Here is a 26,662-nt window from a genome sequence, read left to right as displayed (position 1 = left end):
TCCGATGCTCCAGTCATGTGTGGCATCGTCGGCGCGGCTTGTGCGCTCCCCTATCGACTCTCTGTTTCGCCCGCGCGGCTCGCGCACATGCGCGATCTTCTCACACACCGAGGCCCCGACGACGCCGGCATCTGGTCGACCCCCAACGTCGCCCTGGCCCATCGGCGTCTGAGCATTCTCGACCCCACACCCGCCGGCCACCAGCCCATGCTCACGCCTGATGCCCGGCACGCACTTGTCTACAACGGTGAACTCTACAACGACACCGAGCTGCGCCATCGCCTCGCCCGTCAGGGCGTGACATTCGCCTCGAACTGCGACACAGAGACTTTGCTTGCCGTCCTCGCCCGCTTCGGCTCCGACGCTGCCGAGCACCTGCGAGGCATGTACGCCTTCGCATATCTCGATCTCGCTGCACATCGCCTTATTCTGGCACGCGACCCGCTGGGCATCAAACCTCTCTATTACTGGATTGGCCCTGCGGGCGACCACCTCGAGCTTGTCTTTGCGTCAGAACCTCGCGCGATTCTCGCTCACCCGCACGTCCCTGCACGCCCCGATCTCCACGCCATCAACCACTATCTGACCACGATCCGCACAACACTAACCGATCACACACTCTTTGAAGGCGTCCGCACCGTCCGCCCCGGACAGTGGCTCACCTTTGACCTGCGCGACCCGACGCTCGAACCTGACATCTGCGACAACAGCCTCATCACTCGCGCCCCAGACGCCACAACGCGCGAGATCGTTGAACGCTCAATCGTCGCGCACCTGCGCACCGATGTCCCGCTGTGCAGTCTGCTCAGTGGCGGGCTCGACAGCACCATCATCGCCGCTGTCTCGGCACAACACCACTCTGGCCTCCACACCTACTGCGCCGGCAGCCCCGAACCCGCCAGCGATACTGACGATCTCGCCTGCGCACGCCGCGCCGCACAATCGCTCGGATTGGCGCACACACAAACCATCATCGATCATCACGCCTTTTCCGAACTCTGGCCATCGCTCATCACACGCCTGGGTGTTCCGCTCAGCACTCCCAACGAAGTCGCCATCAACGCCGTCGCACGCGATCTCAAATCCGCCAGCCACACCGTCGCGCTCTCGGGCGAAGGCGCCGACGAACTCTTCGGGGGCTACGACCACTCGCTCGCTCTGGCGCGCGACTTTCACGCCCGCAATCCCCACGCTTCGCTGAGCGACATGGCCCGTTTCGAGATCGAATCCAACGCCTGGATTCCAACCTCGCTCAAACCCGCAGCCCTTACCGATCGCTTCACGCTCGACACCGACCGTGACGAACTGCTCGCCTGCGAGCTCGAGCGCGAGTTCCGCTGGTGCGAGCGCGCCGCCGCAGCCGCCGCATCGGGCACGTCTCTGGATCGCCGCCTGCATCATCACCTGCTCTTTCAGCAGCGCGTCAATCTGGCCGGCCTTCTCCAGCGTCTCGATACCTCGACCATGCTTGAAAGCGTTGAGGGCCGCACGCCATTGGCCGATGCCGTCGTTGCCGCCCACGCCCGCAGCCTTTCGATGGATGCGCTCATCAACTGGCGTACTGATCGTGTGGAGACTCATGTCGAAACCAAAATCCCGCTCCGCCGCGCTTTTGCTGACATGATTCCGGCAGAGCCTCTCGCACGCCCCAAAGCCAGTTTCCCTCTCCCGTTTCAGGAGTGGATGCACACGCTCGCGCCGCGCGTGCGCAGCAGCACGCTTGTGCGAGACATCTTCAGCACCGCCGCCATCGAGATCGTCGCACAGAACCCGGGCTCGGCCTGGCGCATCGCCTGGCCGATGATCAATCTCGCGCTCTGGGATGCCGCGATTTTCGGCTCGCGTGGCGGCATCGATACAAACAACAACGCCCGAGCCGAAGCCCGGGCGTTGTAAAGGAATCAATCAAGTCTCAGGTCGATCGTTCAGCGACGACGACGCAGAGCTGCCAGCGTGCCAAGGCCGAGCAGCGCCAACCCGCTCGGGCTGGGGATGATCGCGAGGCCGACAGTGCGGTTGGAAACCAGATCGCCTAGCCCGTTCTGAAGCACGACGTGCATCGTGAAGAGACCCGAACCCGTGTCCACCGTGCCAAGCACGAGACGGTCATTGGTCAGATCCTCGAACGCAGCCCAATACTGCCCGCGCCACCACTCGCCACCCTGGTTACGCACGTCGATGCCGAGCGAACCGATCGCGTTGAGGCTGCCGTTGCCGAGGTCGAGGGTGAAGAAACGGTCAGTGGTCTGGCTCGTCACATAGAAGGTGTCCGAGATCGGGTCATAGCCCGAGCCACCGATCGCTTCGCCCGGCTGAATGTTCGTGACAAACGTCTGATTGAAGTTGTTGTCGAGCGTGACGATGTTGCCCTCGCCAAGTCCGTAGATCGTGTTGCCAACCTGCGTCAACGACGGGAAGCGTTGATCGGTCGAGGTGCCGATGCGCGTCAGACTTGGAACCGTGTTGATGTTGTCAACGCGCCAGATTTCGAAGTCCGGCGGCGGGTTGCCGACGTTCTCCTGAAGGTTGCTCACGCCGATGACACCCAGCTTCGTGTTGGACAGCGAGTGGAATGTGTCGGTCATTGTGAACTGGTCAATTGTGTTCGTGTTTGAGTTGTAGCGGAACATCTGGTCGCCACGAGTCACGAGGAACGTATCCGCGCTGGCAAAGCTCCCCGCAGCGAGAACCAATGCCGCACCAATCATCGATCGCTTCATATTCATCTCCTCTTGCACACTGTGGTCCCGATCGGGACTCTTGAATCCGCCACTGGAAATTTGAGGCCTCAACGCCGAGCCCTCCCCTCCCAAGCAGCGACAAACCCACCTTCTCTATTCTATCACAACTTTCCGTTTTAGCGACACTTGGGTTCCATATTTACGGTATTTTCACCCCAAGCCTAAATATTTTTCACTTCTCTGCCCACCCTTCGGACTACCACTTCAAAAAGATGCATGATTCCGCCTGACCGCCCTATACTTTGCTCCGCTTCGTTTATGAAGCCGCCTCAGCACCAAACAGAATCCAAGGAGATCCCCGTGCGTCGCGCGAAACTCAGCATCATCGGAGCCGGAAACGTCGGAGCCACCTGTGCCCATTGGGCCGCTGCGAAGGAACTGGGCGACATCGTTGTCCTCGACATCCCCGAAAAAGGTGATTTCGCCAAGGGCAAAATGATCGACTTGGCCTGCTGCGGCCCGATCGAGCGCTTCGATTCGGCCATCGTCGGTACGTCCGACTACAAGGACATTGCAGGCTCGGACGTTGTGATCATTACTGCCGGCATCCCCCGCAAACCGGGGATGAGTCGCGACGACCTCATCGAAACCAATGTCAAGATCGTCCGCGCTGTGAGCGAGAAGGTCGCGGAGTTCGCTCCTGAGTCTTGCGTGATCGTCGTCTCGAATCCGCTCGATGCGATGGTGTACACCGCGTGGAAGTCGTCGGGATTCCCCACTCACCGCATCATGGGCCAGGCCGGTGCGCTCGATGTCGCGCGTTTCCGCACGTTCATCGCCTGGGAGGTCGGCTGCTCGATCGAGGATGTGCAGGCGCTGCTGCTCGGCGGCCACGGCGACGACATGGTGCCCCTGCCACGCCTCACCAGCGTCCACGGCATCCCGGTCTCCGATCTGCTCCCGGCCGACAAGATTGCGGCCTGTGTGGAGCGCGCCAAGGTCGGCGGCGGCGAGATTGTCAAACTCATGGGCACCAGCGCCTACTACGCCCCGGCATCGGGGAGCGTGCAGATGGCGGAGGCGATCATCAAGGACAAGAAGCGCATCATCCCTTCGGCGGCGTACTGCAACGGGCAGTTCGGCGCCAAGGGCCTCTTCGTCGGCGTGCCGGCTCTGCTCGGCGCAGGCGGGGTCGAGAAAATCGTCGAGTTTAAACTGCTGCCCGAGGAACAGAAACTCTTTGACGAATCGTCCAGCCACGTCCGCGACCTGGTCGACACGGTCAAGAAACTCTTCCCTGATCTGGCGTGAGAACTGCGTGCAGGCGGCATGCCCATGCTGGTCTGAGCATGGGCATGAGAGCGGAGTTGCCATCGCCTGGGGTGCCCTGGTGCGGTGGAGTGAGGAGAAAAAAGAAGCCCAGGGATTGGGATCCCTGGGCTTTGGAGTTTTGTGGGGTTGTGGAGGAAGCGGGGTTGTAGAGGGAGGGGTAATAGAGGCAGGGTTGTAGAGGGAGGGTTGGTTACTTGGCGAAGTGGGCGAAGGCTTTGTTTGCTTCGGCCATTCGGTGGGTTTGTTCGCGGGTGGCCATGGCTTTGCCTTCGCCGCGTGCTGCGGCCCAGAGTTCGTCGGCCATGCGAGCCGCCATGGGGCGTCCCTTGTCGCTGCGGGCGGCTTCGATCAGCCAGCGGAACGCGAGCGACTGCTGCCGCTTGCGGTTGACCTGGATCGGCACCTGGTAGTTGGCGCCGCCGATGCGCTTGGAGCGGACTTCGACGTAGGGTTTTGCGTTTTCGACGGCTTTGTGAAAGACTGCCAGGCCGTGCGGTGGCTTGCCTTCTTCTTCGTTCTTGGCGAGTTTTTCGTCGAGCAGATCGATTGCGCCGTATACGACGCGCTCGGCGCGGGTCTTCTTGCCCTCGCGCATGATGCAGTTGATGAACTTGGCCACGACCATGTCGTTGTACCGCGGGTCTGGGCGAAGTTGGGACTCTGACGCTGTGATGCGACCGGACATTTTGAACTCCTTGGCTCATCTGCGGGAACTAGCCCGCTTTGTGTTCACCGGCGTGCCCCGGTCGGGGGGTTTACCGATTACTTGCCGTGGGTGAGAAAAGCCCGGACACGCGTTCGGGCCTGTGGTTGAACTGGATTACTTTTTCTTGGCGCCGTACTTGGAGCGTCCCTGCTTGCGGCCATCGACACCGAGGGAGTCGAGTGCTCCGCGGACGACGTGGTAGCGGACGCCGGGGAGGTCGCGGACGCGGCCGCCACGGACGAGGACGATGGAGTGTTCCTGGAGGTTGTGACCTTCGCCACCGATGTATGCGGTGACTTCCTTGCCGTTGGAGAGGCGAACGCGGGCGATCTTGCGGAGCGCGGAGTTCGGCTTCTTTGGCGTGGTGGTCTTGACGGTGAGACAGACGCCGCGGCGCTGTGGGCACGAGTCGAGGTCGCGTGACTTTGACTTCTCGATCGGGGTGCGGCGTGGCTTGCGAATCAACTGGTTGATCGTGGGCATGAAGAAAACATCCTCCAAAACGGGCCCTAATGGTAGCCCTCAGTTCGGCCCGGGCAAGGGGCCGAGCGTGACTCTAGCACGACTCATGCGGTTTGAGGAGAGATTGGAGGTGCACGCGGGCTGAGCGGACGGCGGATGGGGCTCGCGGGGCGGTCTGGGGCGGGGGGAAGGCATACGCTTGGCTTGAAGAGGCGGTCGCGACATCGAGGCTGCCGACCTGCGGAGAGTCCCTATGCCTAGAAAAACCGTCTATACCGCTGCCATCGACAACCTCCAGATCCTCGACGAGGAGGGGAATTTTGACGAATCGCTGGGGATGGAGGATGGCGAGCCGATCCTGAGCGACGAGCAGGTCATGTATCTGTACGAGCAGATGTGGATCGGGCGGCATCTGGACGAGATTGCGTTCAAGTTGCAGCGTTCGGGACGGATGGGGACGTATCCGCAGAACAAGGGGCAGGAGGCCAATGCGGCGGGGTCGGGGCTGGCGATGGTCAAGGGGAAGGACTGGATTGTGCCGTGCTACCGCGAGAATATCGCGATGTTCATGCACGGCCTGCCGTATCACTATGTGCTGCTGCACTGGATGGGCGATGAGCGCGGGAACCAGATTCCGGAGGGGGTGCTGGTGACGCCGATCAGTGTGCCGATCGGGACGCACATGCTGCACGCGACGGGGATTGCGTGGTCGTTCAAGTTGCGCGGTGAGAAAGACCGCTGCGCGATCACGTACTTTGGCGATGGCGCGACGAGCGAGGGCGATTTTCATGGGGCGATGAACTTCGCCTCGACGCTGGGTGTGCCGGTGATTTTCTTCTGCCAGAACAATCAGTGGGCGATCAGCGTGCCGCGCGAGCAGCAGATGAACTCGCCGACGGTGGTGCAGAAGGCGATTGCGTACGAGATGCCGGCGCTGCAGGTTGATGGGAATGATATTTTCGCTGTGTACAAGGCTGTACGCGATGCGCGGCGGTACTGCACGGAGAACAGCGCGCCGTTTTTCATCGAAGGCGTGACGTATCGGCTTGGCGACCACACGACGGCGGATGATGCGCGGCGGTATCGGTCGGAGGATGAGGTGCGGCAGTGGCTGGCGAAGGATCCGTTGATTCGGACGCGGAAGTATCTGGAGATGCGCGGGGTGTGGACGGATGAGCGGCAGTTGGAGTTGCAGACGCGGGCGGAGAAGATTGTGGGCGAGATCGTGGCTGCGGCCCAGGGGATCGAAGCACCGGAGAGAGCGGAGTTCTTTGACCATATGTTCGCGGCGCTCGATGATGATTTGCGTACGCAGCGCGACACGATGCGGACGAGCAGTCTCGGGCAGAACCCGGATCAGATCGGACTGAAGGCGGAAACGCAGAACGCATAATGATGCGTGTCGGGCGTCGGCCCGGCCGCTCGGAGTCATGTGATGGCCAATCTCACACTAGTTCAGGCAATCAATCAGGCGCTTGCGCAGGAGATGGAGCGCGACAATCGCGTGGTGATTCTTGGCGAAGACGTCGGGGTCAATGGCGGGGTTTTTCGGGTGACGGAGGGGTTGGCGGAGCGGTTCGGCGAGCATCGCGTGCAGAACACGCCGCTGGATGAATCGGGGATTCTGGGTGCGGCGGTCGGGCTTGCGATTGCGGGGATGAGGCCGGTGCCGGAGATTCAGTTCGAGGGTTTCCTGGGCCCGGCGTATGACCAGATTGTGAATCATGCGGCGAGATTCCGCAACCGCACGCGTGGTGCGATCACGATTCCGATGACGATTCGGGTGCCGGTTGGTGGCGGGATCCATGCGCCGGAACTGCACTCGGACTCGCCGGAGGCGATCTACACGCATTCGCCGGGGTTGAAGGTGGTGATGCCTTGCACACCGTATGACGCCAAGGGGCTGCTGATCAGTGCGATTCGGGATCCGGATCCGGTGATTTTCTTTGAGCCCAAGCGGGTGTATCGGGCGTATCGCGAGGAGGTGCCGGAGGAGGAATACACGATTCCGATCGGGCAGGCGAAGATTGTGAGCGAGGGCGAGGACCTGACGATTGTGACGTGGGGCGCGAGTGTGTTTCAATGCCTCGAAGCGCTCGACGATCTTCCCGAAGACGTGAGCGTGGAGTTGATTGACCTGCGGACGATTGACCCGATCGACACGGACACGATCGCGGCGAGTGTGGAGAAGACGGGGCGGTGTGTGGTGGTGCATGAGGCGCCGCTGACGTGCGGGCTGGGGGCGGAGATCTCGTCGCGGATTCAGGAGCGATGCTTCCTGCATCTTGAAGCGCCCGTGCAGCGAGTCGCGGGGTTCGATACGATCATGCCGTATTACAAGTTGGAGCTTGACTATCTGCCGGATGCCAACCGCATCGGAAAGGGGATTCGTGAATGCCTGGCGTATTGATGATTGCAGCAGCAGAGATTGCTCGACCTGAAGGCGATGTGACGAAAATCATCATGACGGTGATGATTGCCATGGGTTTGCTGATGGGGCTCGTGCTGACCACGAAGATTGCAAAGGAATGGTCGCGAGGGTAAAGCATGCTCACCGCTGGGGAGGCGCTGCACGACCATTCTTTAATGAGGTTGCGTGGGTGGCCCAGATCACGCGTGCTTGAAGGTTATGAGGAACCGCTTGAAATCGTGACGCTCGTTCTCGTCGGCGGTATCGTTCTTTTCATTCTCTTCCTGAAGATGACACAGAATAAGCGTAACAGGGGTTGAGTACATCATGGCAGGCAAGACTTCGACAGATCCCAACGTGTTCATTCTTCCGGACCTCGGTGAGGGCGTGCATGAGGCCGAACTCATTGCGTGGAAGGTCAAGGTGGGCGACAGTGTCGAGGAGCATGACATTCTTGCCGAGATGGAGACGGACAAGGCTCTTGTGGAAGTGCCCAGCCCGCGCAAGGGCGTGATCAAGACGCTGCACGGCGAGGCGGGCGAGATTCTGCATGTCGGAAATCCGCTCGTGACGTATGAAGGCGGATCGAATGCCAGCGAAAGCCCGGCAGCATCGCATGTCGAAGACAAGCCGGCCAAGGCACAGGGCACCAAGGCGGGCATGAACAACAACGGCGCGGCCGATGAGGACGCGGGCACGGTGGTCGGGGCGATGAGCGCCGAGACGCCGGGCATGTCGGCCCGCGAAGGCAAGGCGCTTGCGACGCCGGCTGTACGCAGGCTTGCCCGTGATCTTGGTGTGGAGATTGATCTTGTGCCGGGCTCGGGCATTGGCGGGCGTGTGACGGCCAAGGACATTGAGTCATTTGCAGCCGGTGGCGGCTCGCCGCGCCAGGCTGCCTCGCGTGCACCTGCGGCCCCGCGTACTACGCCGAGTGTGACATCGAGTGCTCATGTCGCTGCGGCGACGGCGGCACCTGCACCGGCGGTGCAGCGTGTTGCGTTCGAGCCGGGAGCAGAGGCGACGCGGGTGCCGTTCCGCGGTGTGCGGCGCAAGATTGCCGAGCGTCTGCGGGCCAGTGTTGACACTGCGGTGCACTTTACCGTGATGGACGAGGCGGATGTTTCGGAGTTGGATCTGCTTCGCAAGCAGCTTGCCGCTGCGTCGGGTGAGAAGGTGAGTTTCCTGCCGTTCGTGTGTTCGGCGGTGGCGCGTGCGTTGACTAGCCAGTTTGGCGCGCTGAATGCCACTGTGGATGACGAGGCGAGCGAGATTGTGCAGCATCGCAGCGTGCACCTGGGCATTGCGACCGACACCGAGAGCGGGCTGATGGTGCCGGTGATGCGGGATGCGGATCGGCTGGGGGTGCTGGAGATTTCGCGTCAGATTGCGAGCATTGCGGCGTCGGCGCGCGACCGTTCGATCGGGCGCGAGTCGCTGTCGGGCTCGACGTTCACGATCAGCAACGTCGGGAGTCATGCAGGGCGGTTTGCGACGCCCGTAATCAATGCTCCGGAGGTCGGGATTCTTGCGGTGGGCCGCACGCGCGAGGGGATGGTCGTGAAGAACGGCTGGTTCCGCGTCGGCAAGTTGATGCCGCTGAGTCTGGCGTGCGACCATCGTGTGGTGGACGGCGCGACGGCTGCGTTGTGTCTGGCCGAGATCGTGCGATTGATTGAGGCTCCGAACCAGTTGCTGACTCCGGCGCGCGGGTAGGTTCCTGTTGAGGACAGGGTGCCTCCTCAAGGCGTACCGCGCTGGCGGTGTTGGGCTGAGCGGCTCGATGAACGACCCATGTACAAGGCTTTGCCTGCCAATTTGATCGCGTTGATGGCCAATCGCACCGGTCGGCGCAATGTCGGGGTGCTGGTGCGTTTTCTGCTGGCGCTTGCGGCGCTTGTGGTGATCTATGCGGCGCTGTTCCAGGTTTTCATGCGTCACGAAGGGCAGGAACACTCATTTTTCGATGGGATCTACTGGACGCTGGTGACGATGTCGACGCTCGGTTTTGGCGACATTACGTTCCGTGAGACACCGGGCCGCATGTTTTCGATCGTTGTCATCATCTCGGGCACGCTGTTCATGTTGACGCTGCTGCCGTTCGCGTTCATCCAGTTTTTCTACAGCCCGTGGATGGAAGCTCGCAAGGCTGCCATCGCGCCTCGCTCGCTGCCGGCAGGCACGGAGGGGCACATCATCATGACGCGGTTCGGCCCGCTCACGACGTCGCTGGTGACGCGTCTTGTCCGTCGGGGCCGCCCGCATGTCGTGATCGTCAGTGATGTGGAGGAAGCGATCAGACTGCACGATCAGGGCATCAGCGTGATGGTCGGCGAGGTGGATGATCCTCAGACCTACATCGCTGCGCGCATTGAGAAGGCGGCGCTGGTGGTGACGACGCTCGACGACCCGGACAATGCCGCGGTTACGATCGCGGTGCGTGCGGTCAGCGAGTCTGTGCGGGTGATTGCGGTGGCCAGTCGGGCGCACGCCGACAAGGTGTATAGCGCTGCTGGCGTTTCGCAGGTGCTTTCGCTGGGGCATGTCACGGGTACGTCGCTGGCACACCGCATCGTGGGCGGCGACGCGATGACGCATGTGATTGGTTCGCTCGACGAGCTTCGCATCGCCGAGGCCAACGCATTGCGGACGCCGCTCGTGGGCAAGACTCTGCGAGAAAACCGGCTCAATGAACTGGGCGTGACGGTCGTGGGTGTGTGGGATCGCGGGCAATTTCAACCCGCCGGCCCCGAGACGGTCATTACGTCGAGCACGATTCTTGTCCTTGCGGGCACGGCCGCCCAGCTCGAGCGTTATGACGAGGAGTTCTCGATCTACAACGTCTCAGACGGGCATGTGCTGATCATCGGCGCGGGGCGGGTCGGCACGGCGACGGCGCGGGCGCTCGAACGTCGGGGCGTGGAGCATCGCCTCATCGAGCGATCGAGTCGCGCCAGCGCCAAGGCCTCGCTCGTGACAGGCGACGCCTCGGATCCCGATGTCCTGCGCTCGGCCGGGCTGGACGCGGCGCACGCGGTGGTCATCACGACGCACGACGACGCGACGAATGTGTATCTCACGATTCTGATTCGCCACCTGCGGCCGGACATTCAGATCATCAGTCGTTCGTCACTTGAGCGCAGCGTCGAGACGCTGCACCGCGCGGGGGCGGATTTCGTGATTTCGACTGCGTCGATCTTCTCAAGTTATGTGCTCAACCTGCTCGACCGCTCGAGCATGCTGATGCTGGCCGAGGGGCTGACGGTCTTTCGCTTCAGGGTGGACGCCGACATGGCCGGGCGGTCGCTTGCGGATCTGGCGCTGCGGCGTCGTGCCGGGTGCAGTGTTGTCGCGGTGTATGTGGATGGCGTGATGCGTGCCAATCCGTCGCCCACCGAGCCGCTGATCGAAGGCAGCGAGCTGCTGATGATCGGCGGAAGCGGAGCCGAGGAGCGTCTGGAGTCGCTGGCGCGCGATGAGGAGTGATGCAAGCAGGCCGCGCTTGGGGTATCCTGTGACATGATGCCCCATTCGCTTCCTGGCGCTGCTCTTGACATTCTCCGCCGCGTGTGGGGGTTCACCGAGCCGCGACCGGTGCAGGCGGCGGCGATCCGGGCGGCCCTGGCGGGGCAGGATTGTCTGGCCGTGCTGCCGACGGGTGGGGGCAAGAGCCTGTGCTACCAGTTGCCGCCGCTGGTGAACGGCGACACGACGATCGTGGTCAGCCCGCTGATCTCGCTGATGAAGGATCAGGTCGATGCGCTGCGGGTGCTCAACGTCGCGGCGGCGTGTCTGAACTCGTCGATGGATGCCGGCACGCAGCAGGAGGTGCTCGACCAGCTTGCGGCGGGGCGATTGCGGCTGCTGTATGTCGCGCCCGAGCGGTTGCTCAGCGGCGGCCTGCTGGGTGTGCTAGCTGACTATCCGTTTGTGACGCGCGTGGCGATCGACGAGGCGCACTGCGTGAGCAGCTGGGGGCACGACTTTCGCCCGGAGTATCGCACGCTGGGGGTGTTGCGTGATTCCCTGCCGCGCGTGGCGCTGAGCGCTTTCACGGCCACCGCGACGCAGCGTGTGCGCAAGGACATCATCAGGCAACTGCGGCTGCGCGAGCCGGAAGTAATCGTCGGTGATGTCGATCGGCCCAACCTGACGTACCGGATTGTGCCGCGCACGCGGGCGGATGAGCAGATCGCGGGCGTGCTGGGCCGCCACAGAGATGAGGCGTCGATTGTGTATTGCATCACCCGCAAGGAGACCGAGCGTGTGGCCGAGATGCTTTCGTCGCGCGGCATCGAAGCGCGGGCGTATCACGCCGGGCTGAGTGCGCGCGACCGCACGAGGGTGCAGGAGCGGTTCGCGTGCGAGAGGCTCAATGTGGTGGTGGCGACGGTGGCGTTCGGGATGGGGATTGATCGCTCCAACGTGCGGTGCGTGCTCCATGCAGCCCTGCCCAAGAGTATCGAGGCGTATCAGCAGGAGACCGGGCGGGCCGGGCGCGACGGGCTCGAGGCCGAGTGCGTGCTGCTCTACAGCGGGGGCGACGTCGAGAAGTGGTCGCGGCTGATCGAGAAGAGCAATGCCGAGGCGGGGGTCGATCGGGCCATCACCGCCAGATCGATCGAGCAGGTCGCGATGATGGGGCGCTTCGCGGCCGGCAGGACTTGCCGCCACGCGGCGCTGAGCGCGCACTTCGGGCAGACGTATGCGTTTGCCAACTGCAACGCGTGCGATGTCTGCCTTGATGAGATGGTCGTCAATGAGACGCCGATGGTCACGGCGCAGAAGATTCTGTCGTGTGTCGCGCGGTGTGAGCGGGCTTCGGGTGTGTCGTTCGGCACCGCGCACATCGTGGACGTGCTGCGCGGCTCGCGGGCGGCGAGAGTGCTCGATCGGGGCCACGACAGGCTGAGCACGCACGGCCTGCTCAAGGATGTGCCCAAGGCCGAACTGGCCGGGTACGTGCATCAACTGGTCGATCAGGGGGCGCTGGCGCGCGGGAGCGGCGATTATCCGACGGTGACGCTGTGCGCGGGCTCGTGGGAAGTGCTGAGCGGGAAGAAGCCGGTGACGCTGGTCAGCGCGGCCCGCCCCGCCGAAACCAGCTCGAACACTCCAGGCGGTCCGGAGGCCGAACTCTTCGAGCGGCTGCGCGCGATGCGCATGGCGCTGGCGACCGAGCGTGGGCTGCCGCCGTTCATGATCTTTCATGACAGCGTCCTGCATGAGATTGCGCGGCGCCGGCCGACGAACATCAGTGATCTGGCGGTGATTTCGGGCATCGGCGCGAGCAAGCGCGAGCAGTTCGGGGAGGCGGTGGTCGATGTGGTGCGTCAGTGGTGCCAGAGCAATCCCGATGCTGCCGCCCGGACAGGACCGGTGGACATCACGTCGCCGCGCGTGTCAACCCTGTCTGTCGATCGCGTGCGTGCTCATCCATCAGCCGCGTACTTCGAGCGCGGACAGTCGATCGAGGAGGTCGCGCTCGCGCTGGGCTTGAAACAAAGAACGATTGCTGAGAAGCTCGGGGCGTGGATCGAAGCCACGGCCCCCGCTGACATCAGCGCCTGGATCGACCCGGCCACGTATGCGACGGTCGAGCAGGCCGCACGCAGCACCGGGCTCGAACGGCTGAAGCCCATTTTTGAAGCGCTCGGCGAACAGGTTGACTACAGCACGATTCGCATTGTCGTCGCTCACCTTCGCGTGCTTCAGCGCGGCTGAGACGCGGCATCGGCGCCCGCCTCGATCCGCCGGATCTCGATCGAGCGGAACGCAACGGGGTCATGGTGGCCCGCGAAGCCGAAGTGGCCGCTCGTGCGCGTGCGTCCGGCGTAGTGGGCCGCCTCGCCCATGAAATCGGTGACTGCTGCCAGGTCGGCATCGAGGATCTGCGTGCCGTTGAGTTCGACCGTGATCCGGCTGCCAACGACGCGCACCCACTGGACGTTCCATTGCCCGACCGGACGCAGGTACCCGCGATGGGCGGCGACCATGCCGTAGGCCGAGCCGTGATACTGCCGCGGGTCGAGTCGTGCGTACTTCGGGTGCGTGTCGTCGAGAACCTGGAGTTCGCACATGCCGACGTAGGCGGTGTCGCCCGCTCCGGGATAGCGGATCGCCAGGCCGTTGTTGCCGCCGGGCGGGAGGAGAAACTCGAACTTGGCCTCAAAATCGTCCCACTCTTTTTCGGTGTAGATCGTGCCGCCCTTGCCGGGAAGGCAGCGGATCGTGCGATCGACGACTTCATAACTGTCGGTGTCGCCCGCCCAGCCCGCGAGGGTCAGGCCATTGAAAACCTGTTCGAAGCGCGGGCCGTCGAAACCGGCGTGCCGCATCGGTCCGCCGCGCAGCAGGGCCATGTTGGTTTCGTGCGGGCTGATCTCGCGCACCGCGATGTTGCGAAAGCGGATCTCTCCGCCGTGGGTCTGCAACTGAATCGGCCCGCGCGCGATCAGCGGCTTGCTGCGGTCGAAGTAGTTTTCGAGCCGGGCGTGATCGACGACGACGTGGCCGTTGAGCATGACCGTCACGCGCTCGCCGATCATGATGACTTCGAGCGCGTTCCAATGCCCGAACGGCGCATCGGCCAGGCGGAGCGGATCCTTGCCGGGCGCATCGGGCGAGTTGTTCCACAAACCGCCCGAACCCTTGTCCGCGCCCAGATTCCACTTGCCCCCGGCCTCGGTCGTGTCCCAGATCTGCACCTGCGGGTAGCCGCGGAGATAGATCCCGCTGTCGGCGCCGGCGACGGTGCGGTATTCGAGCATGAGGTGGAAGTCGCCGAAGAAGCGATCGGTGGTGAGATAGAGCCCGTGGCCGTCGTTGATGAGCTCTCCATCCTCGACGCGCCAGTGTTTGTGGATGTTGTCGAGGCTTTGCGCTTTCTTGCGTGTCAGTTCATCGGGCGTCAGGGCGAGATAGTCTGCGGGGTTTTCCGTCTCGGCCCCCCACCATCCGCTCAGGTCGCGGCCATTGAAGATGGGCTCGGGGCGGGCGATGGTGTGCGCGGGCTGGGGCGCGATGTTTTCGGGCTGGGCGAGCACCGTCGCGGGCGAGGCGAGCAGTGCGGCAGCCAGTGCGGCCAGTGCGGGCAGCGCGGGCAGCGGGACGCGAAATGACAACGGCTTGCGCGATGGGAGGAGCGTGGTGTGCATAAGAAGGATCGTCGCGTGTTGCGGCGTCGTGTCAAGGCGGGGGCGCGAGGCGAGGGATATGCCCACCTAGGCCTGCCCGGCGCGCTGCACTCACTGGCACTGGCTCGAATAGGCGTTGAGGAACGTCTGCACGTCGAAGAAATCGAGCACGCGATCGGTGTTGGTGTCGGCCAGGCAGAAATGCTTGAACGTCACGACCGCGTCGCCGCCGCTGGTCCCGTCGTTGTTGCCGTCGAGCGGCTCGCCGGTCGCGACCGAGAGCACGGCATCGCTGATCGTGACCGTGTATGTGTCGGCCTTGAGCGGCTGGGCGAAGGAGAGGAGCATGAACTGGCTGCCCGAGCCGGAGGCGGCGAAGCCAACGTTCTGGTTGGCACTGTTGACAATCGAGATGTGCGCCTGCGTGAACGACACGGCTTCATTGAAGATGATGCGGGCGCTCGAAACCGGGCCGCCGGTCAGGTGCGACGAAGCCGGGATCGACGGATCGGTTGCAAGAATGACCGGCCCGGGCTGCGTGCCGGTCGCGCGGATGAGCCAGATGCCGCTGGCGTCGGCCGCGTACATGCTCATGCCGTCGTGGCTGATCGCCAGCGCGTCAAGACCGGTGAAACCGCTGGCCCACATCGTGTGAGTGCCGTCGGTTGCGACCTGCTGGATCTGGTTGCTCAGCGTGTCGGTGATGTAGATGACGCCGCCGAAGTCGCCGCCGGCCACGATCGCCAGGTCGCCGTAACGCAGCGTGTTCCAGTGGACATTGCTGATCTGGCGATAGGTGCCCCCGGTCATGACGTTGCGCATTTCGTAGATCGCGCTGCGCTGATCGTTGTCGTCAGAGTCGGCAATCAGGACTCCGCCGCCGTACAGCCCCGTCACATCGCGCTGCATGCCCCAGACATCGGTGTCCACGCGGCCTGAGGGCACCGAGTTCTGCGCGACAACGGTCACCTGGTAGTCGGTGTCCATCCGCGCCAGCACGGTGCCGTTGCTTGCGTTGCGATCGAGCAGCACCGCCCCGACCGGGTTGCCCGCCGAGCCGTCGGTCAGGGCGAAGTTATACATGAGTTGGTTGTTCGACGCGCCGAGAATCCAGCGCTGCGTGACCTGCCCGCCCGGCGCGATCGTCAGGTACAGGGTATCCCTCCCTGGAGAGAAGCGATAGAGCGTCGCGTGGATGAGCGGCGCGATGATGTTGTCATGATCGAAGTGGATGCTCAGCGCATTGAACAGGTTGCTGGTCGTAAAGGTGCCCAGGTTGGAAATCACGCCCGAGGGGCTGATGAGCCGGAAGGTTGCGATGTTGTTTGCGACTGTCGCGGAGACAACTCCGCTGCCGAAAGACGGATGATCGATCGCCGAGAGTTCGGGCATCACTCCATCGAGCACGGGCGCGATGAGCCGGGCCGAGAAACCATTGGGGACAGTCGGCTGCGCCGCGGCCGAGCCGCACGCCAGCGCCAGCGCGGCGCACGCCAGGGCCGCGCCGGACACAGACGCCGCAGCGCGCGTGGAACACTTCACGGGATTGATCGGCATGGTCGTTCTCCAGGGTTTGCGCAACCACAACCCGAGGAGACATTCCCCACGGCCGCCGCTGCTCGCGTCCGGCCAGCATACCCCCGGCGCGGCGGCGATGCAAGACAAATCGGCCATTTCGATGCCCGGTAGCGCGACACGGGTGCCAGAGCGCGCAGAACTCTTCTTTGTCCTCTTTTCTCCTTCTCTTGGCCGCGCGGTGAGGCACGATTGACTGGAGGTTTGCGTCATCGCCCCGATCGTGCCTTCGGACAGGGCGGCCTTGTGCGACCACGAGTCGAAACAAAGACCGACCGGCGCCGCGCGGGGGTATGATGGCCCGCACGCGAAGTGTGAAGATTTCTTTGCAATCGAAGCCGGGCCGGCGGCGTTGAGCCTCGGGCTGACCGGGGCAGCGTGTTGGTTCGAGTGTTGTCGAGTTTTGCGAGGGAGAAGCATCATGTCATTGAGGTTTGCTGCCGCCAGCGCGGTCGTTGCGGTCACTTTGTCGTCGTCGGTGGCTGCTGCACAGGATCTGTACGACACCGCGACCCTGCGGTCGTTCAACCTGAGCTTCCATGATGCGAACTGGCTGACGCTGCTGCGCAACAACTACATCTCGGAGACGCTGATCCTGGCCGATCTGGAAGTCGACGGCACCGTGTATCCCGATGTGGGCGTGCGGATCCGCGGCAACACGTCGTATACGGGGCTTCCTGCGGGCAGTGAGAAGTTCAGCCTCAAAATCAAGATGGATCATGTGCACTCGGATCAGGACCTGCTCGGGTATGACACGATCAACCTGAACAATGGTTTCCGCGACCCGACCTTCTGCCGCGAAGTGGTCTACAACAACTTCGTCGCTCAGTACATTCCCAATCCCCGGGCCAATCATGCGCTCGTCACGCTCAACGGGGCGAACTGGGGGGTGTATGTCAACGTGCAGCAGCCGGACAAAACGATGCTCCGCGACTTTTTTACCAACGCCGACGGGCTGCGGATCCGCTGCGCGAACAACCCGAACGGCCCCGGGCTGCGCTATAACGGCACCAACCCGGCGAATTACGCGGGGTATGAGATCCAGAACGACGGCGGGCTGGCCGATCCGCTCGGTTCGCTCATCGCGGTCTGCAACGCCCTGACCAATGAGCCGCTCGCGACCTGGCCAAACATCGACCAGGTGTTTGCGATCGATCCTTCGATCTGGTCGGTCGTGCTCGAGAACCTGCTGACCGACGACGACTCGTACGTGAACAAGGGTTGCGACTTCATGACCTACACCGACCCGCTCGATGGTCGCATGCATCTGCTCCAGCGCGACGCCAACGAGACGTTTACGCAGACTTCGTGGTCGGTGACGCGGAATTTCACGAACACCAGCCGCCCCGTGCTCAGCCGGGTGCTGGCCGTGTCCCAGTTGCGTCAGCGCTACATGGCCCATTACCGCACCGCGGCCGCGCAGCTCAACTGGTCGCACTTCGGAGCCGAGTTCACGACCCTGCGCACGCTCATCGATGCGCACGTGCAGGCCGACCCGAAGAAGTTGTACTCCTACACGCTGTTCCAGAACAACTTCACGTCCACGGTCACGATGCCCTACGCCGGGCTTGCGGGCGGCTCGATCGTCGGGCTTGAGCAGTTCGTGAATCAGAGGGCCGCTTTTCTGGCCACGAGCAGCGAGTTGATGGCCTCGGGTCCGATTGTGTCGGACGTGGCGGCCTCCGATGACGCCCCGCTTCCCGGCGATGTCGTGACGATCAGCGCCCAGGCGCTCTCGGCGGGCAGTCCGGTCACGCAGGTCGAACTGTTCTGGCGCGTGGGCCAGAGCGGGGTCTTTGCGCGCACCATGATGGCCGACGACGGGCTCTCCGGCGACGGAGCGGCGGGCGACGGGGTGTACGGAGCGGTGCTCCCGGTGCCGGCAAACGGCGGCGAACGGGTCGAGTATTACGTCGCGGCGACTGCGGGCAACGCGTTTTCGTCCCTGACCTTCGCTCCGGCGCTGGCTGAGCGCGGTCCGGCGGTGCTGCAGTTCGGTGTGCCCGCTGCGCCGGGCATGCGCATCACCGAGTTCATGTACTCGGGCACGTCGGGCGAGTTTGTCGAGCTGACCAATCGCTCCGCGCTGCCGATCGATCTCTCCGGCTGGAGCATGGATGACGATCATGCCGTCGCGGGCGCGTTCGATCTGTCCCCGCTGGGCATCGTGCAGCCCGGCGCGTCGGTCATCATCACCGAATCCGACGCCGTGTCTTTCAGGTCCGCATGGAACATCGACCCGCAGGTCGCCATCCTGGGCCAACTGGGCGCTGTCAGCGGCAACAACCTCGGTCGCAACGACCAGATTCATCTCTATGACAGCGCAGGCGCGCTCATCGACAGGCTGGACTACGGCGACCAGACTTTTGCAGGCACCATCCGCACCCAGAACATCAGCGGGCAGGTCTGCCGCGAGTCGCTGGGCGCCAATGCGATCGATGCGTGGGTGCTGTCGGCCGCCGGAGACGTGTTCGGCTCGTACGCGTCGGCAACAGGCGAGATCGGTTCGCCGGGTTTGTACATCGCGGTGTCGTGCCTGCCATGCCCGGCGGACATGACGGGGGATGGCACGCTGGATTTCTTCGATGTGCAGGCCTTCCTGGCGGCCTATGCCGCGCAGAATCCCGCCGCCGACTTCAATGGTGACGGACTGTTCGACTTCTTCGATGTCTCGGCCTACCTGGCGGCCTTCAGCGCGGGCTGCCCGTAAACGCGCCTGGCCGCGATCGACGCCGCTGCGGTCCTGCGCCCGATGACCGCAGCGCCGGGTTCAATCGCAAGGCGAACGATGCGCCCTGAGCCGCCGGGTGCTGTGGTGAGGGTGATCGGGAGGCGCGTCAACTTTATCGGGACGCGCGGAACTGCCTTCGAGACGCGCACCACCTTTATCGGAACGCGCTTTGCGGCCATCGGGGAGCGCGTCAACTTCATCTTGACGCGTGTCAACTTCATCGGGGAGCGCGTCAACCTCATGTTGACGCGCGGAATTATGACCGCGGAGCGAGGAATTATGAACTCGGCGAGAGGAATTATGACCGCGGCGAGCGCCTATTCGGACGCGGCGAGGCGCACGATCGGCGCACCGCACGGTCCGCTCGGCGTTCTTCGCGCCCGGACGCGGTTTTTCTCGGCCTATGCCAGTTTGTGCGCCTCCATTGTGCCGCCAGCGTTCTGTTCGTGGTGCCCGGCTCGCACTCCGCATCGCTGAGCGGGAAGAAGGGGAAGAAAGAGGAGATGAACAAGGGCCGAGAGCGCCCGCCCCCGCGCGTGGTTGGACCATGTTCAAAACCGGTTGCACCGAGTTCAAAGACGAATGCACTGTGTCCAAAGACGAATGCACCGGATGCTGCGACGCGCAGCCGACGAGGCCGCCCCGTCGCAGCGGCCTGCGGCACCGACGCAGCGCAAAGCAGCCAAAGCACGCGGCCCCGCAGCCCGCCAGCGCGGCGCGAGCGGTCAGGGTTGCTCCGGGTCCGACGCGCCAGGCGATGCGGCCTGCTCGGCCCGCAATTCTTCAAGTTTGGTCCGGTGCCTGATCGTTTGCTCATCATCCGGCCCGAGCCAGTCCTCAGCCCGCGCCAGCAGTTCGGCCATTGCCTCGATCGCCCGCTCCGGTTGTCCGTTCTGAGAGAGCCAATACACCATGATCTCTCGGCCCCGCAACGAGAAGCCTCGCGTGTGCTCGAAGGCATCGACGATCACCATCGCCCGCTGCATCGCCTCGACCGCCTCGTCCATCCTTTTCGAGGTATGGAGTATGAATGCGCGGTTCGAGTGCATCGTCGCGAGGCTCGGGTGATCGGGCGGGAAGTGCTGGAGTTGTAATTCGATGGCGCGGTCGATGGCCGTGAGGGCCTCGTCATGGCGACCGAGGTCGCCGAGGATGTTTGCACGGTTCGAGTGCATCGTCGCGAGGCTCGGATGATCGGGCGGGAAGTGCGTCAGGAAGATCTCGATGGCCCTGTCGACGGCTTCGAGGGCCTCGGCGTAGCGGCCGAGGACCTTGAGGATATTCGCGCGGTTCGAGTGCATCGTCGCGAGGGTCGGGTGGTCGGGCGGGAAGTGCAAGAGGTCGATCTCGATGGCGCGGTCGATGGCTTCGAGAGCCTCGGCGTGACGGCCGAGGTCACCCAGGATGTTCGCCCGGTTCGAGTGGCGGGTCGCAAGCGTCGGGTGGTCGGGCGGGAAGTGCGTCAGGAAGATCTCGATGGCGCGGTCGATGGCTTCGAGAGCCTCGGCGTGACGGCCGAGGTCACCCAGGATGTTCGAGCGGTTCGAGTGGCTCGTCGCGAGCGTCGGGTGATCGGGCGGAAAGTGCAAGAGGTCGATCTCGATGGCGCGGTCGATGGCTTCGAGAGCCTCGGCAAGGCGGCCGAGGTTGCGGAGGATGAGTGAGCGGTTCGAGTGGCGGGTCGCGATGTCCGGGTGATCGGACGGGAAGTGCTGGCGGTTGATCTCGATGGCGTAGTCGATGGCTTCGAGGGCCTCGGCGTGGCGACCGAGGTTGCCGAGGATGTTCGCGCGGTTCGAGTGGCTCGTCGCGAGCGTCGGGTGATCGGGCGCGAAGTGCATGAGGCTGATCGCGATGGCGCGGTCGATGGCTTCGAGGGCCTCGGCGTGGCGACCGAGGTCGCTGAGGATGTTCGCGCGGTTCGAGTGCATCGTCGCGAGGCTCGGATGATCGGGCGCGAAGTGCATGAGGCTGATCGCGATGGCGCGGTCGATGGCTTCGAGGGCCTCGACGTGGCGACCGAGGTTGCCGAGAATGCCCGAGCGGTTGTTGCACACGACCGCGAGCGTGGATTCGTCCAGCTCATCGGGCCGTTCGAGCAGTCCGTCGAGCAGCGCGAGCGCCTGACGCAGGCGATCGCCATGATCCACCGCCCGGCTGTCCTTGAGCACCAGCGCGAGGCGGATCGTCGCCATCGGATCGCCCGGTCGCAACACCAGCGCGGCCTTATAAAAAGGCGCGGCCCCGTCCGGGTCGTCGTCGAAGCGACGCCGTTCGCCCTGCACGATCTGATACCGGTATGCACTGTCGTCTGTCCAGTCCACACCGCTGGCCCGCCACAGGTTTGCCTGGGCCAGAAACGCATCGGCCTCTGTCCATGTCGCATCGGTGTACGGCCGCTTGACAGAAGCGATCAAGGCCAGCGCCTTGTCGATCGGATCGCCGAAGGCGAGCAAGCGCCGGATCGGCTCGGCCATGTCCGGCGTGATCTGCGGCGTGGGCGCGCCCTCGCCGCTGCTGACCGCGCTCAGAGCGCTGGCCACGCGGGCGAAATCTTCGCGCAGCAGCGCAACCTCGGCCCGCGTTGCCGCGGCCTCGTGGCGAGCCGCCGCCGCTTCCTGCCGGGTTTCTCCCGCGATCTGTTCGATCCGGTCCAGCGTGCGCGCCATCGCGTCGATCTTTTCTTCCAGTCGCATCAGGCGGTCGATGACCTGACGGTGGTTGTCGCGCTGCTGCTCCGACAGAGTGGCCAGTTCGCGCTTCAGACCCGCCATCGAGCCGTGCAGGGCGGCGAACTCTGTGCGCCATTCGACGCTCTGCTCGTCAATCGCGCTGCGAATGCGCTCCAGAGCCAGCGTCTGCATGTCGATGACCAGCGCGGGCCAGGCCTTGTCGCCGGTTTTCCAGGCGTGCTTGAGTGCTTCGCGCAGGCTGAGGCCGAAGGTGTCGGTCAGGCGCTGCGCCGCGCGCTCGCGGACCGCGCCCGAGAGCGGCTCGACGCCGCGCGCGGCGCACAATCGGTCGAGCACCGCGCCCCAGCGGGCCGGATCCATCGCGGGCTGCCCGCGATCGAACAGAAACACCGACAGCAGCGGCTCATCGACGCTGTTCTCGCCGCCGATGAGCGACGACGATGCGTTCGCATCCGCGCCCGCGGTGTCGCCGCGTGCCGTCGTCGCGCTCTCGCTTGAGTCCGCCGCGCCGGCAGCGGCCGCCTGCGCGTCGACGAGCTGGACCCACGCTTCGGGCATGATCTTCGCCATGGCCGCCAGCGCCGCCCGGTCTGCTTCGCCGCGGCTCGCTTCGCGCTCGCGCAGCAGCACCATGCGCACGGTGCGGCCCGCGAGCGCGGCTCCGTCGTGATTGCGGTAAAACTCGCGCACCGTCGGCTGGGCGCCCGAGAGATAGTCGTGCACGCGGTTGTCCACCACGCCGAGGGTGACGTTGCCGAGCATCCAGATCGCGCCCACCGCGCCGTGGGCCGCCAGCGAGCGCGGCCCGAGTGGTCGCACGCCCGCGTTGCCGCTGCGCCGCGACAGCATAAACGCCGCCGCGATCGCCTGCAGCGCGATCACCGCCAGCGGCACGCCGATCAGGCACAGCGTGCGATGCTCCTGCCACAGGTTTGCCAGATCCCACGCCAGCCCGCGCATCATCAGCAGCAGCGGCAGGCCGGGAAACAGCAGCAGAATCGGCAACGCAACCAGCACAGCGGCCAGTTTCGGCATCGGATGGCTCTGCATGAGCCAGCCCCCCCGCTTGCTCCACAATCTGAGCGGCCGCCGGACTACGGCGGGGACCTGCTGCCTCTCGGCAGACGTTGCGCCGGTCTCGGGGGCTTGCATCGGGTTGGGGTCGTGCTCGGTCATCACGTTCCAGTCTATTCGATCAAGCGAGATTTCCTGTTGCTGTACGCAGCAGACGCACATATTTTTGCGCCCGCCCGCCGCTGCAACCGGGGGGAAGGCCGCTCAGGCCGCGCCGGAGAGTACCAATTGCACGCTGTGCACGCTCAAGTCGGGCCGGAAAGCCGACGACATCACTGCGGACGACAACCTTTTTTCCGTAAGGAGCCAACGCCGTGTATCACGTCGTGGCCATCCGCTCGGGCGGAGCCAGCAGCCCGAGCGACCCCACCGTCGTTTACTTCGGCACCGGCGCCAGCACATTCACCAGCAGCGCCAGCAGCACGACGCCCAACCTGCCCGGGCTGACCTACGCGGCCTGACATCGCCGCAACCAACCTGAGTCGTGTTAGCGCGGGCCGGACTCGATCCGGCCCGCGTTGCGCGCGGGGTTCGCCGGACGCGGCGCGATCAGTTGCTGGCCCTAGCGGCTGGCCGTTGCCGCGTGCTGGCGCGCGAACTCTTTCATGAACTCGACCAGCGCGACCGCGCCTTCTTTCGGGAAGGCGTTGTACATGCTCGCGCGCATGCCGCCGATGAAGCGATGCCCGGAAAGACTGTCAAGCCCGCGGGCCTCGGCCTGCCTGGTGAACAATGCGTCAAGCTCCGGGGTCGGGCACTTGAATGTAAAATTCATCATGCTGCGCGAATCCTTGCGGGCGTGCGGGATATAAAAGTCCTGGCTGTCGAGGAAGTCGTAGAGAACCGCCGCCTTCTCGCGGTTGATCTCCTCCATCGCCTTCAGACCGCCCTCGGCCAGGATCCACTTGAAGACCTGACCCATGAGATACACCGCAAAGGTCGGGGGCGTGTTGTAGCGGCCTTCCTTTTCGGCATGCAGGCGATATTGCATCATCTTCGGCAGCTCGCGGGGGGGGCTGGCGATCAGATCCTTGCGGGCAATGACCAGCGTGATGCCCGCCGGGCCCAGGTTCTTCTGCGCTCCGGCGTAGATCAGGCCGTACTTCGTGACATCGATCGGCCTGCTGAAGATATTGCTCGACGCATCGCACACCAGGAACGAACCCGCGGGCACCGCAGGCTCGGACCGGAACTCCGTGCCCATGATCGTGTTGTTGGCGGTGAAATGAACATACGCAGGGTTCGACGAATACTTCGTCTCGGCGGTGCCCGGGATGTGGTCGTACTTGCTCGCCTTGCTCGAAGCGCAGATGTGGCAGGTGCCATAGAGCGGCGCCTCGGCGATCGAGTCTTCCGCCCACTTGCCGGTCTCGAAATAGTCGGCCGTGCGATCGGCCGGGAGCAGATTGGCGGGCACAAAGTAGCACTGGCTCGTCGCGCCGCCCTGCATCCAGAACACCGCGTAGGAGTCGGGGATATTGGCGATCTGGCGGCAGGCGGCCTCGGTCTCGTGCGTGATGCGATCGAAGACCTTGCCGCGATGGCTGTGCTCGAGAATGCCGATGCCCGAGCCGAAGATATCGACAATGTCGGCCTGGGCCTGCTTGATGACGCTGGGCGGCAGACACGCGGGGCCGGCCGAGAAGTTGAACACACGCTTGCTCATGAAATCACTCCCTGAATGCTGACGCCGCGCCGCGGCCTGCGTCGTTGTTGTCGCTCGAATCCGCCCCACTCACCGACGAGCCGTGCTCGCCGCGTTGACCTGATGCAGCCACTCGCCGCCTGACATGTGCTCGCTGACAATGCGCACGACTTCCTCAGCCACGGCGAACTGCGCCTGATCGGTGGACGCACCGCAGTGATGCGAACCGTACACGCCACTGGTCTGAGCGACCTTCGAGGTCCACGGTGCGGCCGGTTCCTTGGGCTGATTGTGATAGACATCGAGCGCGGCGCGGATGCCTTTGGTCTTGACCGCCTCGATGAGCGCCTCTTCGACCACTACTTCGCCGCGGCTGGTGTTGATGAAGTACGCGCCTGGTTTCATGGCGGCAAAGAATCGCTCATCGCACAGCCCGCGCGTGTCATCGGTCGCGGCCAGGTGAATCGTCACCGCGTCCATGCGCGGCAGGGCTTCGTAGAGGGCGTCGCGCGTGTACGGAAGCGGACGGATGCCCAGCGCGCGGGCAGTGTCGTCGCCGAGGCTGCGCGACTGCGCCCAGATCTCGATGCCGAAAGCCTGGGCCCGCTTGATCACTTCCGTGCCGATCGCGCCGGTGCCGATCACGAGCATGGTCATGCCCTTGAGGCCGCGCGACTTGGCGTACTCCTTCTTGTTCCAGTGCCCGGCCTTGATTTCCGCGTCCTGCTCGGGCAAGCGCCGATCGAGATTGATCAGGTGCCCCATCGTCAGTTCGGCCACCGCCACTGCGTTCATGCCCGGCGTGTTGCAGACGGCGATGCCCCGCTCGGCCGCGTGGTCGCAGTCGATGTTGTCGTAGCCGGCCCCCGCGCGGATCACGGCCTCGAGGGTCGGAGCCGCATCGAGCACCGCCGCCGGAACCTTGGTCGATCGCACGACCAGGACCTTCGCCCCCGTGCGGTTGAGCGCCGCGGGCAGGGTGTCGGGCTGAAGATCGGGCTCGACGGTGACCGTGGCCCCCAGCCGTTCGAGACCCGCAATACCAGCTGCTTCGAACTTATCCGCGATCAGAATGTGCATCGTCGCCTCCGGCGGGCCAGCGAGCGCCCGCAGAGATTCTAGAGCGTCGGGAGCCAGACGTCTTTGCTCATTGAGCGACCGTTCGCAGGATTCAGTGGTTTCGGTCCCGGTTGGTGTCAGAGGCACAAGTCAGGGCTGCGTGCCCTGTCCGGTGTCGATCTCCTGCCCCCCGATATCGAGCCCGCGCAGGCCCCCTCGCGTCCAGCGGTAGTGCCCGATGAACTCCTGGGTCCCGACGCCGGGAGTGATCTCGCGCATGATCGTCGGCCCGGGGGAAGCGGGGGTTCGAGGCTGGAACCCGGGATTGGTCTCGGATGTTGCCACGGTACGAACCGAGCCATCGACGAAAAGAATCGGCTGAGACGCGCGAGCATCGGCGTAGAACATGATCTTGCTCGAAGAGTGTCGATCGTATGAATCGAACATGTGAGCCTTCTGGCTGGCAAAGACCACGTCGCTCAAGCGGCGCGTTGTCAGGTATCGAGGCTCGCGCTGGAATGTCCACGGATTATCCATGTGCTGATGAATGGGATCGAGGGCGCCCCCGCTTTGATCGACAGAGAACGTCACGGAGGCTGTTTCGTAGGTACTCTCGAAGCGACGAAAGCGGGTTGTCAATCCCATCGACTCCCACGGCGTGTCGAGTCGCTCCCACTGGTCCCGGTCGTCGGGGCAGATTGCCACCAGAGCCTCTCCCCGCTCTGCTCCGATCTCATCGAGCATCGTCAGATGAGTGAACCAGAGGTGCGGATACCAGTTGGTCCCGCCACTTGACGGTGATATGAGCACGCCGGGCACCTGCTGTCGCATGATGTGCACGGCTTCGAAGCGCACTGCATCACGATCACTGCCCGCAAAGCGCAGATCGGCGTCGGGCGTAGGCTGGGGGCTGGAACTACCTCTCCAGGAAAGCGCCGGGAACCTGTCGCTACGCGACGCCGCGAATGAAGCCGTCCCCACTCCGAGCTGACGCAGGTTGCTCGTGCAGACACTCGTGCGGGCGGCACGCCTGGCTTTGGACAGCGCGGGGAGCAGGATGCCGATCAGGAGCGCGATGATGGCGATCACCACCAGCAATTCAACCAGCGTGAACCCGACTCGTGTTCCTCGATCGGCGGTACGCATAGATCACCCCTC

General features: G+C 64.1%; 20 protein-coding genes. 11 read left to right on the top strand and 9 right to left on the bottom strand.

Translation table 11 applies throughout. The features are described from left to right. Positions 1–15 precede the first annotated feature (15 nt). Positions 16–1,896, top strand: a complete 1,881-nt coding sequence (gene asnB / locus KF757_09950) for an asparagine synthase (glutamine-hydrolyzing) (GenBank protein MBX3323300.1) — start codon at positions 16–18, stop codon at positions 1,894–1,896. Between the two features lie 29 nt (positions 1,897–1,925). On the opposite strand, the gene KF757_09945 is transcribed toward asnB, so the two are convergent. After that, positions 1,926–2,720: a hypothetical protein gene (locus KF757_09945; GenBank protein MBX3323299.1), complete on the bottom strand. Its 795-nt coding sequence runs from the start codon at positions 2,718–2,720 to the stop codon at positions 1,926–1,928. A 321-nt stretch (positions 2,721–3,041) separates the two neighbouring features. On the opposite strand from KF757_09945, the gene mdh reads away from it, so the two are divergent. Next, complete coding sequence (gene mdh / locus KF757_09940) at positions 3,042–3,992, top strand: malate dehydrogenase (GenBank protein MBX3323298.1); 951 nt, start codon at positions 3,042–3,044, stop codon at positions 3,990–3,992. Positions 3,993–4,203: 211 nt separating this feature from the next. On the opposite strand, the gene rpsG is transcribed toward mdh, so the two are convergent. Both rpsG and rpsL read right to left on the bottom strand, forming a co-directional pair. Beyond that, on the bottom strand, positions 4,204–4,698 hold the full coding sequence (gene rpsG, locus KF757_09935) for a 30S ribosomal protein S7 (protein ID MBX3323297.1): 495 nt from the start codon (positions 4,696–4,698) through the stop codon (positions 4,204–4,206). Positions 4,699–4,833: 135 nt separating this feature from the next. Then, on the bottom strand, positions 4,834–5,202 hold the full coding sequence (gene rpsL, locus KF757_09930; GenBank protein ID MBX3323296.1) for a 30S ribosomal protein S12: 369 nt from the start codon (positions 5,200–5,202) through the stop codon (positions 4,834–4,836). 232 nt (positions 5,203–5,434) lie between these two features. Here rpsL and pdhA point away from each other — a divergent pair, with 232 nt between their 5' ends. The 6 genes from pdhA to KF757_09900 all read left to right on the top strand — a co-directional run bounded on the left by pdhA (position 5,435) and on the right by KF757_09900 (position 13,315). Beyond that, the gene (gene pdhA, locus KF757_09925) at positions 5,435–6,574 is read left to right on the top strand and encodes a pyruvate dehydrogenase (acetyl-transferring) E1 component subunit alpha (protein MBX3323295.1); all 1,140 of its coding nucleotides are present in this window, start codon (positions 5,435–5,437) and stop codon (positions 6,572–6,574) included. A 42-nt stretch (positions 6,575–6,616) separates the two neighbouring features. Continuing rightward, positions 6,617–7,591, top strand: a complete 975-nt coding sequence (locus tag KF757_09920) for an alpha-ketoacid dehydrogenase subunit beta (GenBank protein MBX3323294.1) — start codon at positions 6,617–6,619, stop codon at positions 7,589–7,591. After that, positions 7,576–7,725, top strand: a complete 150-nt coding sequence (locus KF757_09915; protein MBX3323293.1) for a hypothetical protein — start codon at positions 7,576–7,578, stop codon at positions 7,723–7,725. The genes KF757_09920 and KF757_09915 overlap by 16 nt, the downstream gene beginning before the upstream one ends. Before the next feature lie 193 nt (positions 7,726–7,918). Beyond that, positions 7,919–9,307, top strand: coding sequence for a 2-oxo acid dehydrogenase subunit E2 (locus KF757_09910; GenBank protein ID MBX3323292.1), 1,389 nt, complete (start codon positions 7,919–7,921; stop codon positions 9,305–9,307). 114 nt (positions 9,308–9,421) lie between these two features. Beyond that, positions 9,422–11,077 (top strand): potassium channel protein, encoded by a 1,656-nt coding sequence (locus tag KF757_09905; GenBank protein MBX3323291.1) that lies wholly within the window; start codon positions 9,422–9,424, stop codon positions 11,075–11,077. A gap of 33 nt (positions 11,078–11,110) precedes the next feature. Beyond that, entirely contained in the window at positions 11,111–13,315 is a 2,205-nt protein-coding gene (locus KF757_09900) for a RecQ family ATP-dependent DNA helicase (GenBank protein ID MBX3323290.1), read from the top strand. Here KF757_09900 and KF757_09895 read toward each other — a convergent pair. Next, positions 13,303–14,748, bottom strand: coding sequence for a DUF1080 domain-containing protein (locus tag KF757_09895; GenBank protein ID MBX3323289.1), 1,446 nt, complete (start codon positions 14,746–14,748; stop codon positions 13,303–13,305). The two genes, KF757_09900 and KF757_09895, sit on opposite strands and share 13 nt — an antisense overlap. A gap of 90 nt (positions 14,749–14,838) precedes the next feature. After that, a complete protein-coding gene (locus KF757_09890; GenBank protein ID MBX3323288.1) occupies positions 14,839–16,284 on the bottom strand; it encodes a hypothetical protein in 1,446 nt (481 codons plus the stop codon). 439 nt (positions 16,285–16,723) lie between these two features. Here KF757_09890 and KF757_09885 point away from each other — a divergent pair, with 439 nt between their 5' ends. Both KF757_09885 and KF757_09880 read left to right on the top strand, forming a co-directional pair. Further along, positions 16,724–19,012, top strand: coding sequence for a CotH kinase family protein (locus KF757_09885; GenBank protein MBX3323287.1), 2,289 nt, complete (start codon positions 16,724–16,726; stop codon positions 19,010–19,012). A 78-nt stretch (positions 19,013–19,090) separates the two neighbouring features. Further along, positions 19,091–19,510 (top strand): hypothetical protein, encoded by a 420-nt coding sequence (locus KF757_09880; GenBank protein MBX3323286.1) that lies wholly within the window; start codon positions 19,091–19,093, stop codon positions 19,508–19,510. Positions 19,511–19,758: 248 nt separating this feature from the next. On the opposite strand, the gene KF757_09875 is transcribed toward KF757_09880, so the two are convergent. After that, positions 19,759–22,902 carry a tetratricopeptide repeat protein gene (locus tag KF757_09875; GenBank protein ID MBX3323285.1) on the bottom strand — a complete coding sequence of 1,048 codons (3,144 nt, stop codon included), beginning with the start codon at positions 22,900–22,902 and terminating at the stop codon, positions 19,759–19,761. Between the two features lie 212 nt (positions 22,903–23,114). Between KF757_09875 and KF757_09870 the strand changes: the two genes are divergently transcribed. Then, positions 23,115–23,261, top strand: coding sequence for a hypothetical protein (locus KF757_09870; protein MBX3323284.1), 147 nt, complete (start codon positions 23,115–23,117; stop codon positions 23,259–23,261). Positions 23,262–23,362: 101 nt separating this feature from the next. Here KF757_09870 and serC read toward each other — a convergent pair whose 3' ends face one another. The 3 genes from serC to KF757_09855 form a co-directional block, all read right to left on the bottom strand. Further along, positions 23,363–24,466, bottom strand: a complete 1,104-nt coding sequence (serC, locus tag KF757_09865; GenBank protein ID MBX3323283.1) for a 3-phosphoserine/phosphohydroxythreonine transaminase — start codon at positions 24,464–24,466, stop codon at positions 23,363–23,365. Positions 24,467–24,535: 69 nt separating this feature from the next. Continuing rightward, on the bottom strand, positions 24,536–25,525 hold the full coding sequence (locus KF757_09860) for a hypothetical protein (GenBank protein ID MBX3323282.1): 990 nt from the start codon (positions 25,523–25,525) through the stop codon (positions 24,536–24,538). A gap of 129 nt (positions 25,526–25,654) precedes the next feature. Then, a complete protein-coding gene (locus KF757_09855) occupies positions 25,655–26,650 on the bottom strand; it encodes a DUF1559 domain-containing protein (protein ID MBX3323281.1) in 996 nt (331 codons plus the stop codon). Between the last annotated feature and the right edge of the window lie 12 nt (positions 26,651–26,662).

The organism is Phycisphaeraceae bacterium (assembly GCA_019636795.1).
Classification (GTDB): Bacteria; Planctomycetota; Phycisphaerae; order Phycisphaerales; family UBA1924; genus JAHBWW01.
This window is presented reverse-complemented; position numbering and strand designations above follow the sequence as displayed.

Excerpts from the sequence above, each read along its gene's own strand:
- asnB (MBX3323300.1), top strand. The coding sequence starts at position 16 with ATGTGTGGCATCGTCGGCGCGGCTTGTGCGCTCCCCTATCGACTCTCT.
- KF757_09945 (MBX3323299.1), bottom strand. The coding sequence starts at position 2,720 with ATGAAGCGATCGATGATTGGTGCGGCATTGGTTCTCGCTGCGGGGAGC.
- rpsG (MBX3323297.1), bottom strand. The coding sequence starts at position 4,698 with ATGTCCGGTCGCATCACAGCGTCAGAGTCCCAACTTCGCCCAGACCCG.
- rpsL (MBX3323296.1), bottom strand. The coding sequence starts at position 5,202 with ATGCCCACGATCAACCAGTTGATTCGCAAGCCACGCCGCACCCCGATC.
- pdhA (MBX3323295.1), top strand. The coding sequence starts at position 5,435 with ATGCCTAGAAAAACCGTCTATACCGCTGCCATCGACAACCTCCAGATC.
- KF757_09920 (MBX3323294.1), top strand. The coding sequence starts at position 6,617 with ATGGCCAATCTCACACTAGTTCAGGCAATCAATCAGGCGCTTGCGCAG.
- KF757_09915 (MBX3323293.1), top strand. The coding sequence starts at position 7,576 with ATGCCTGGCGTATTGATGATTGCAGCAGCAGAGATTGCTCGACCTGAA.
- KF757_09910 (MBX3323292.1), top strand. The coding sequence starts at position 7,919 with ATGGCAGGCAAGACTTCGACAGATCCCAACGTGTTCATTCTTCCGGAC.
- KF757_09905 (MBX3323291.1), top strand. The coding sequence starts at position 9,422 with ATGGCCAATCGCACCGGTCGGCGCAATGTCGGGGTGCTGGTGCGTTTT.
- KF757_09900 (MBX3323290.1), top strand. The coding sequence starts at position 11,111 with ATGATGCCCCATTCGCTTCCTGGCGCTGCTCTTGACATTCTCCGCCGC.
- KF757_09895 (MBX3323289.1), bottom strand. The coding sequence starts at position 14,748 with ATGCACACCACGCTCCTCCCATCGCGCAAGCCGTTGTCATTTCGCGTC.
- KF757_09890 (MBX3323288.1), bottom strand. The coding sequence starts at position 16,284 with ATGCCGATCAATCCCGTGAAGTGTTCCACGCGCGCTGCGGCGTCTGTG.
- KF757_09885 (MBX3323287.1), top strand. The coding sequence starts at position 16,724 with ATGTCATTGAGGTTTGCTGCCGCCAGCGCGGTCGTTGCGGTCACTTTG.
- KF757_09880 (MBX3323286.1), top strand. The coding sequence starts at position 19,091 with ATGCGCCCTGAGCCGCCGGGTGCTGTGGTGAGGGTGATCGGGAGGCGC.
- KF757_09875 (MBX3323285.1), bottom strand. The coding sequence starts at position 22,902 with ATGACCGAGCACGACCCCAACCCGATGCAAGCCCCCGAGACCGGCGCA.
- serC (MBX3323283.1), bottom strand. The coding sequence starts at position 24,466 with ATGAGCAAGCGTGTGTTCAACTTCTCGGCCGGCCCCGCGTGTCTGCCG.
- KF757_09860 (MBX3323282.1), bottom strand. The coding sequence starts at position 25,525 with ATGCACATTCTGATCGCGGATAAGTTCGAAGCAGCTGGTATTGCGGGT.
- KF757_09855 (MBX3323281.1), bottom strand. The coding sequence starts at position 26,650 with ATGCGTACCGCCGATCGAGGAACACGAGTCGGGTTCACGCTGGTTGAA.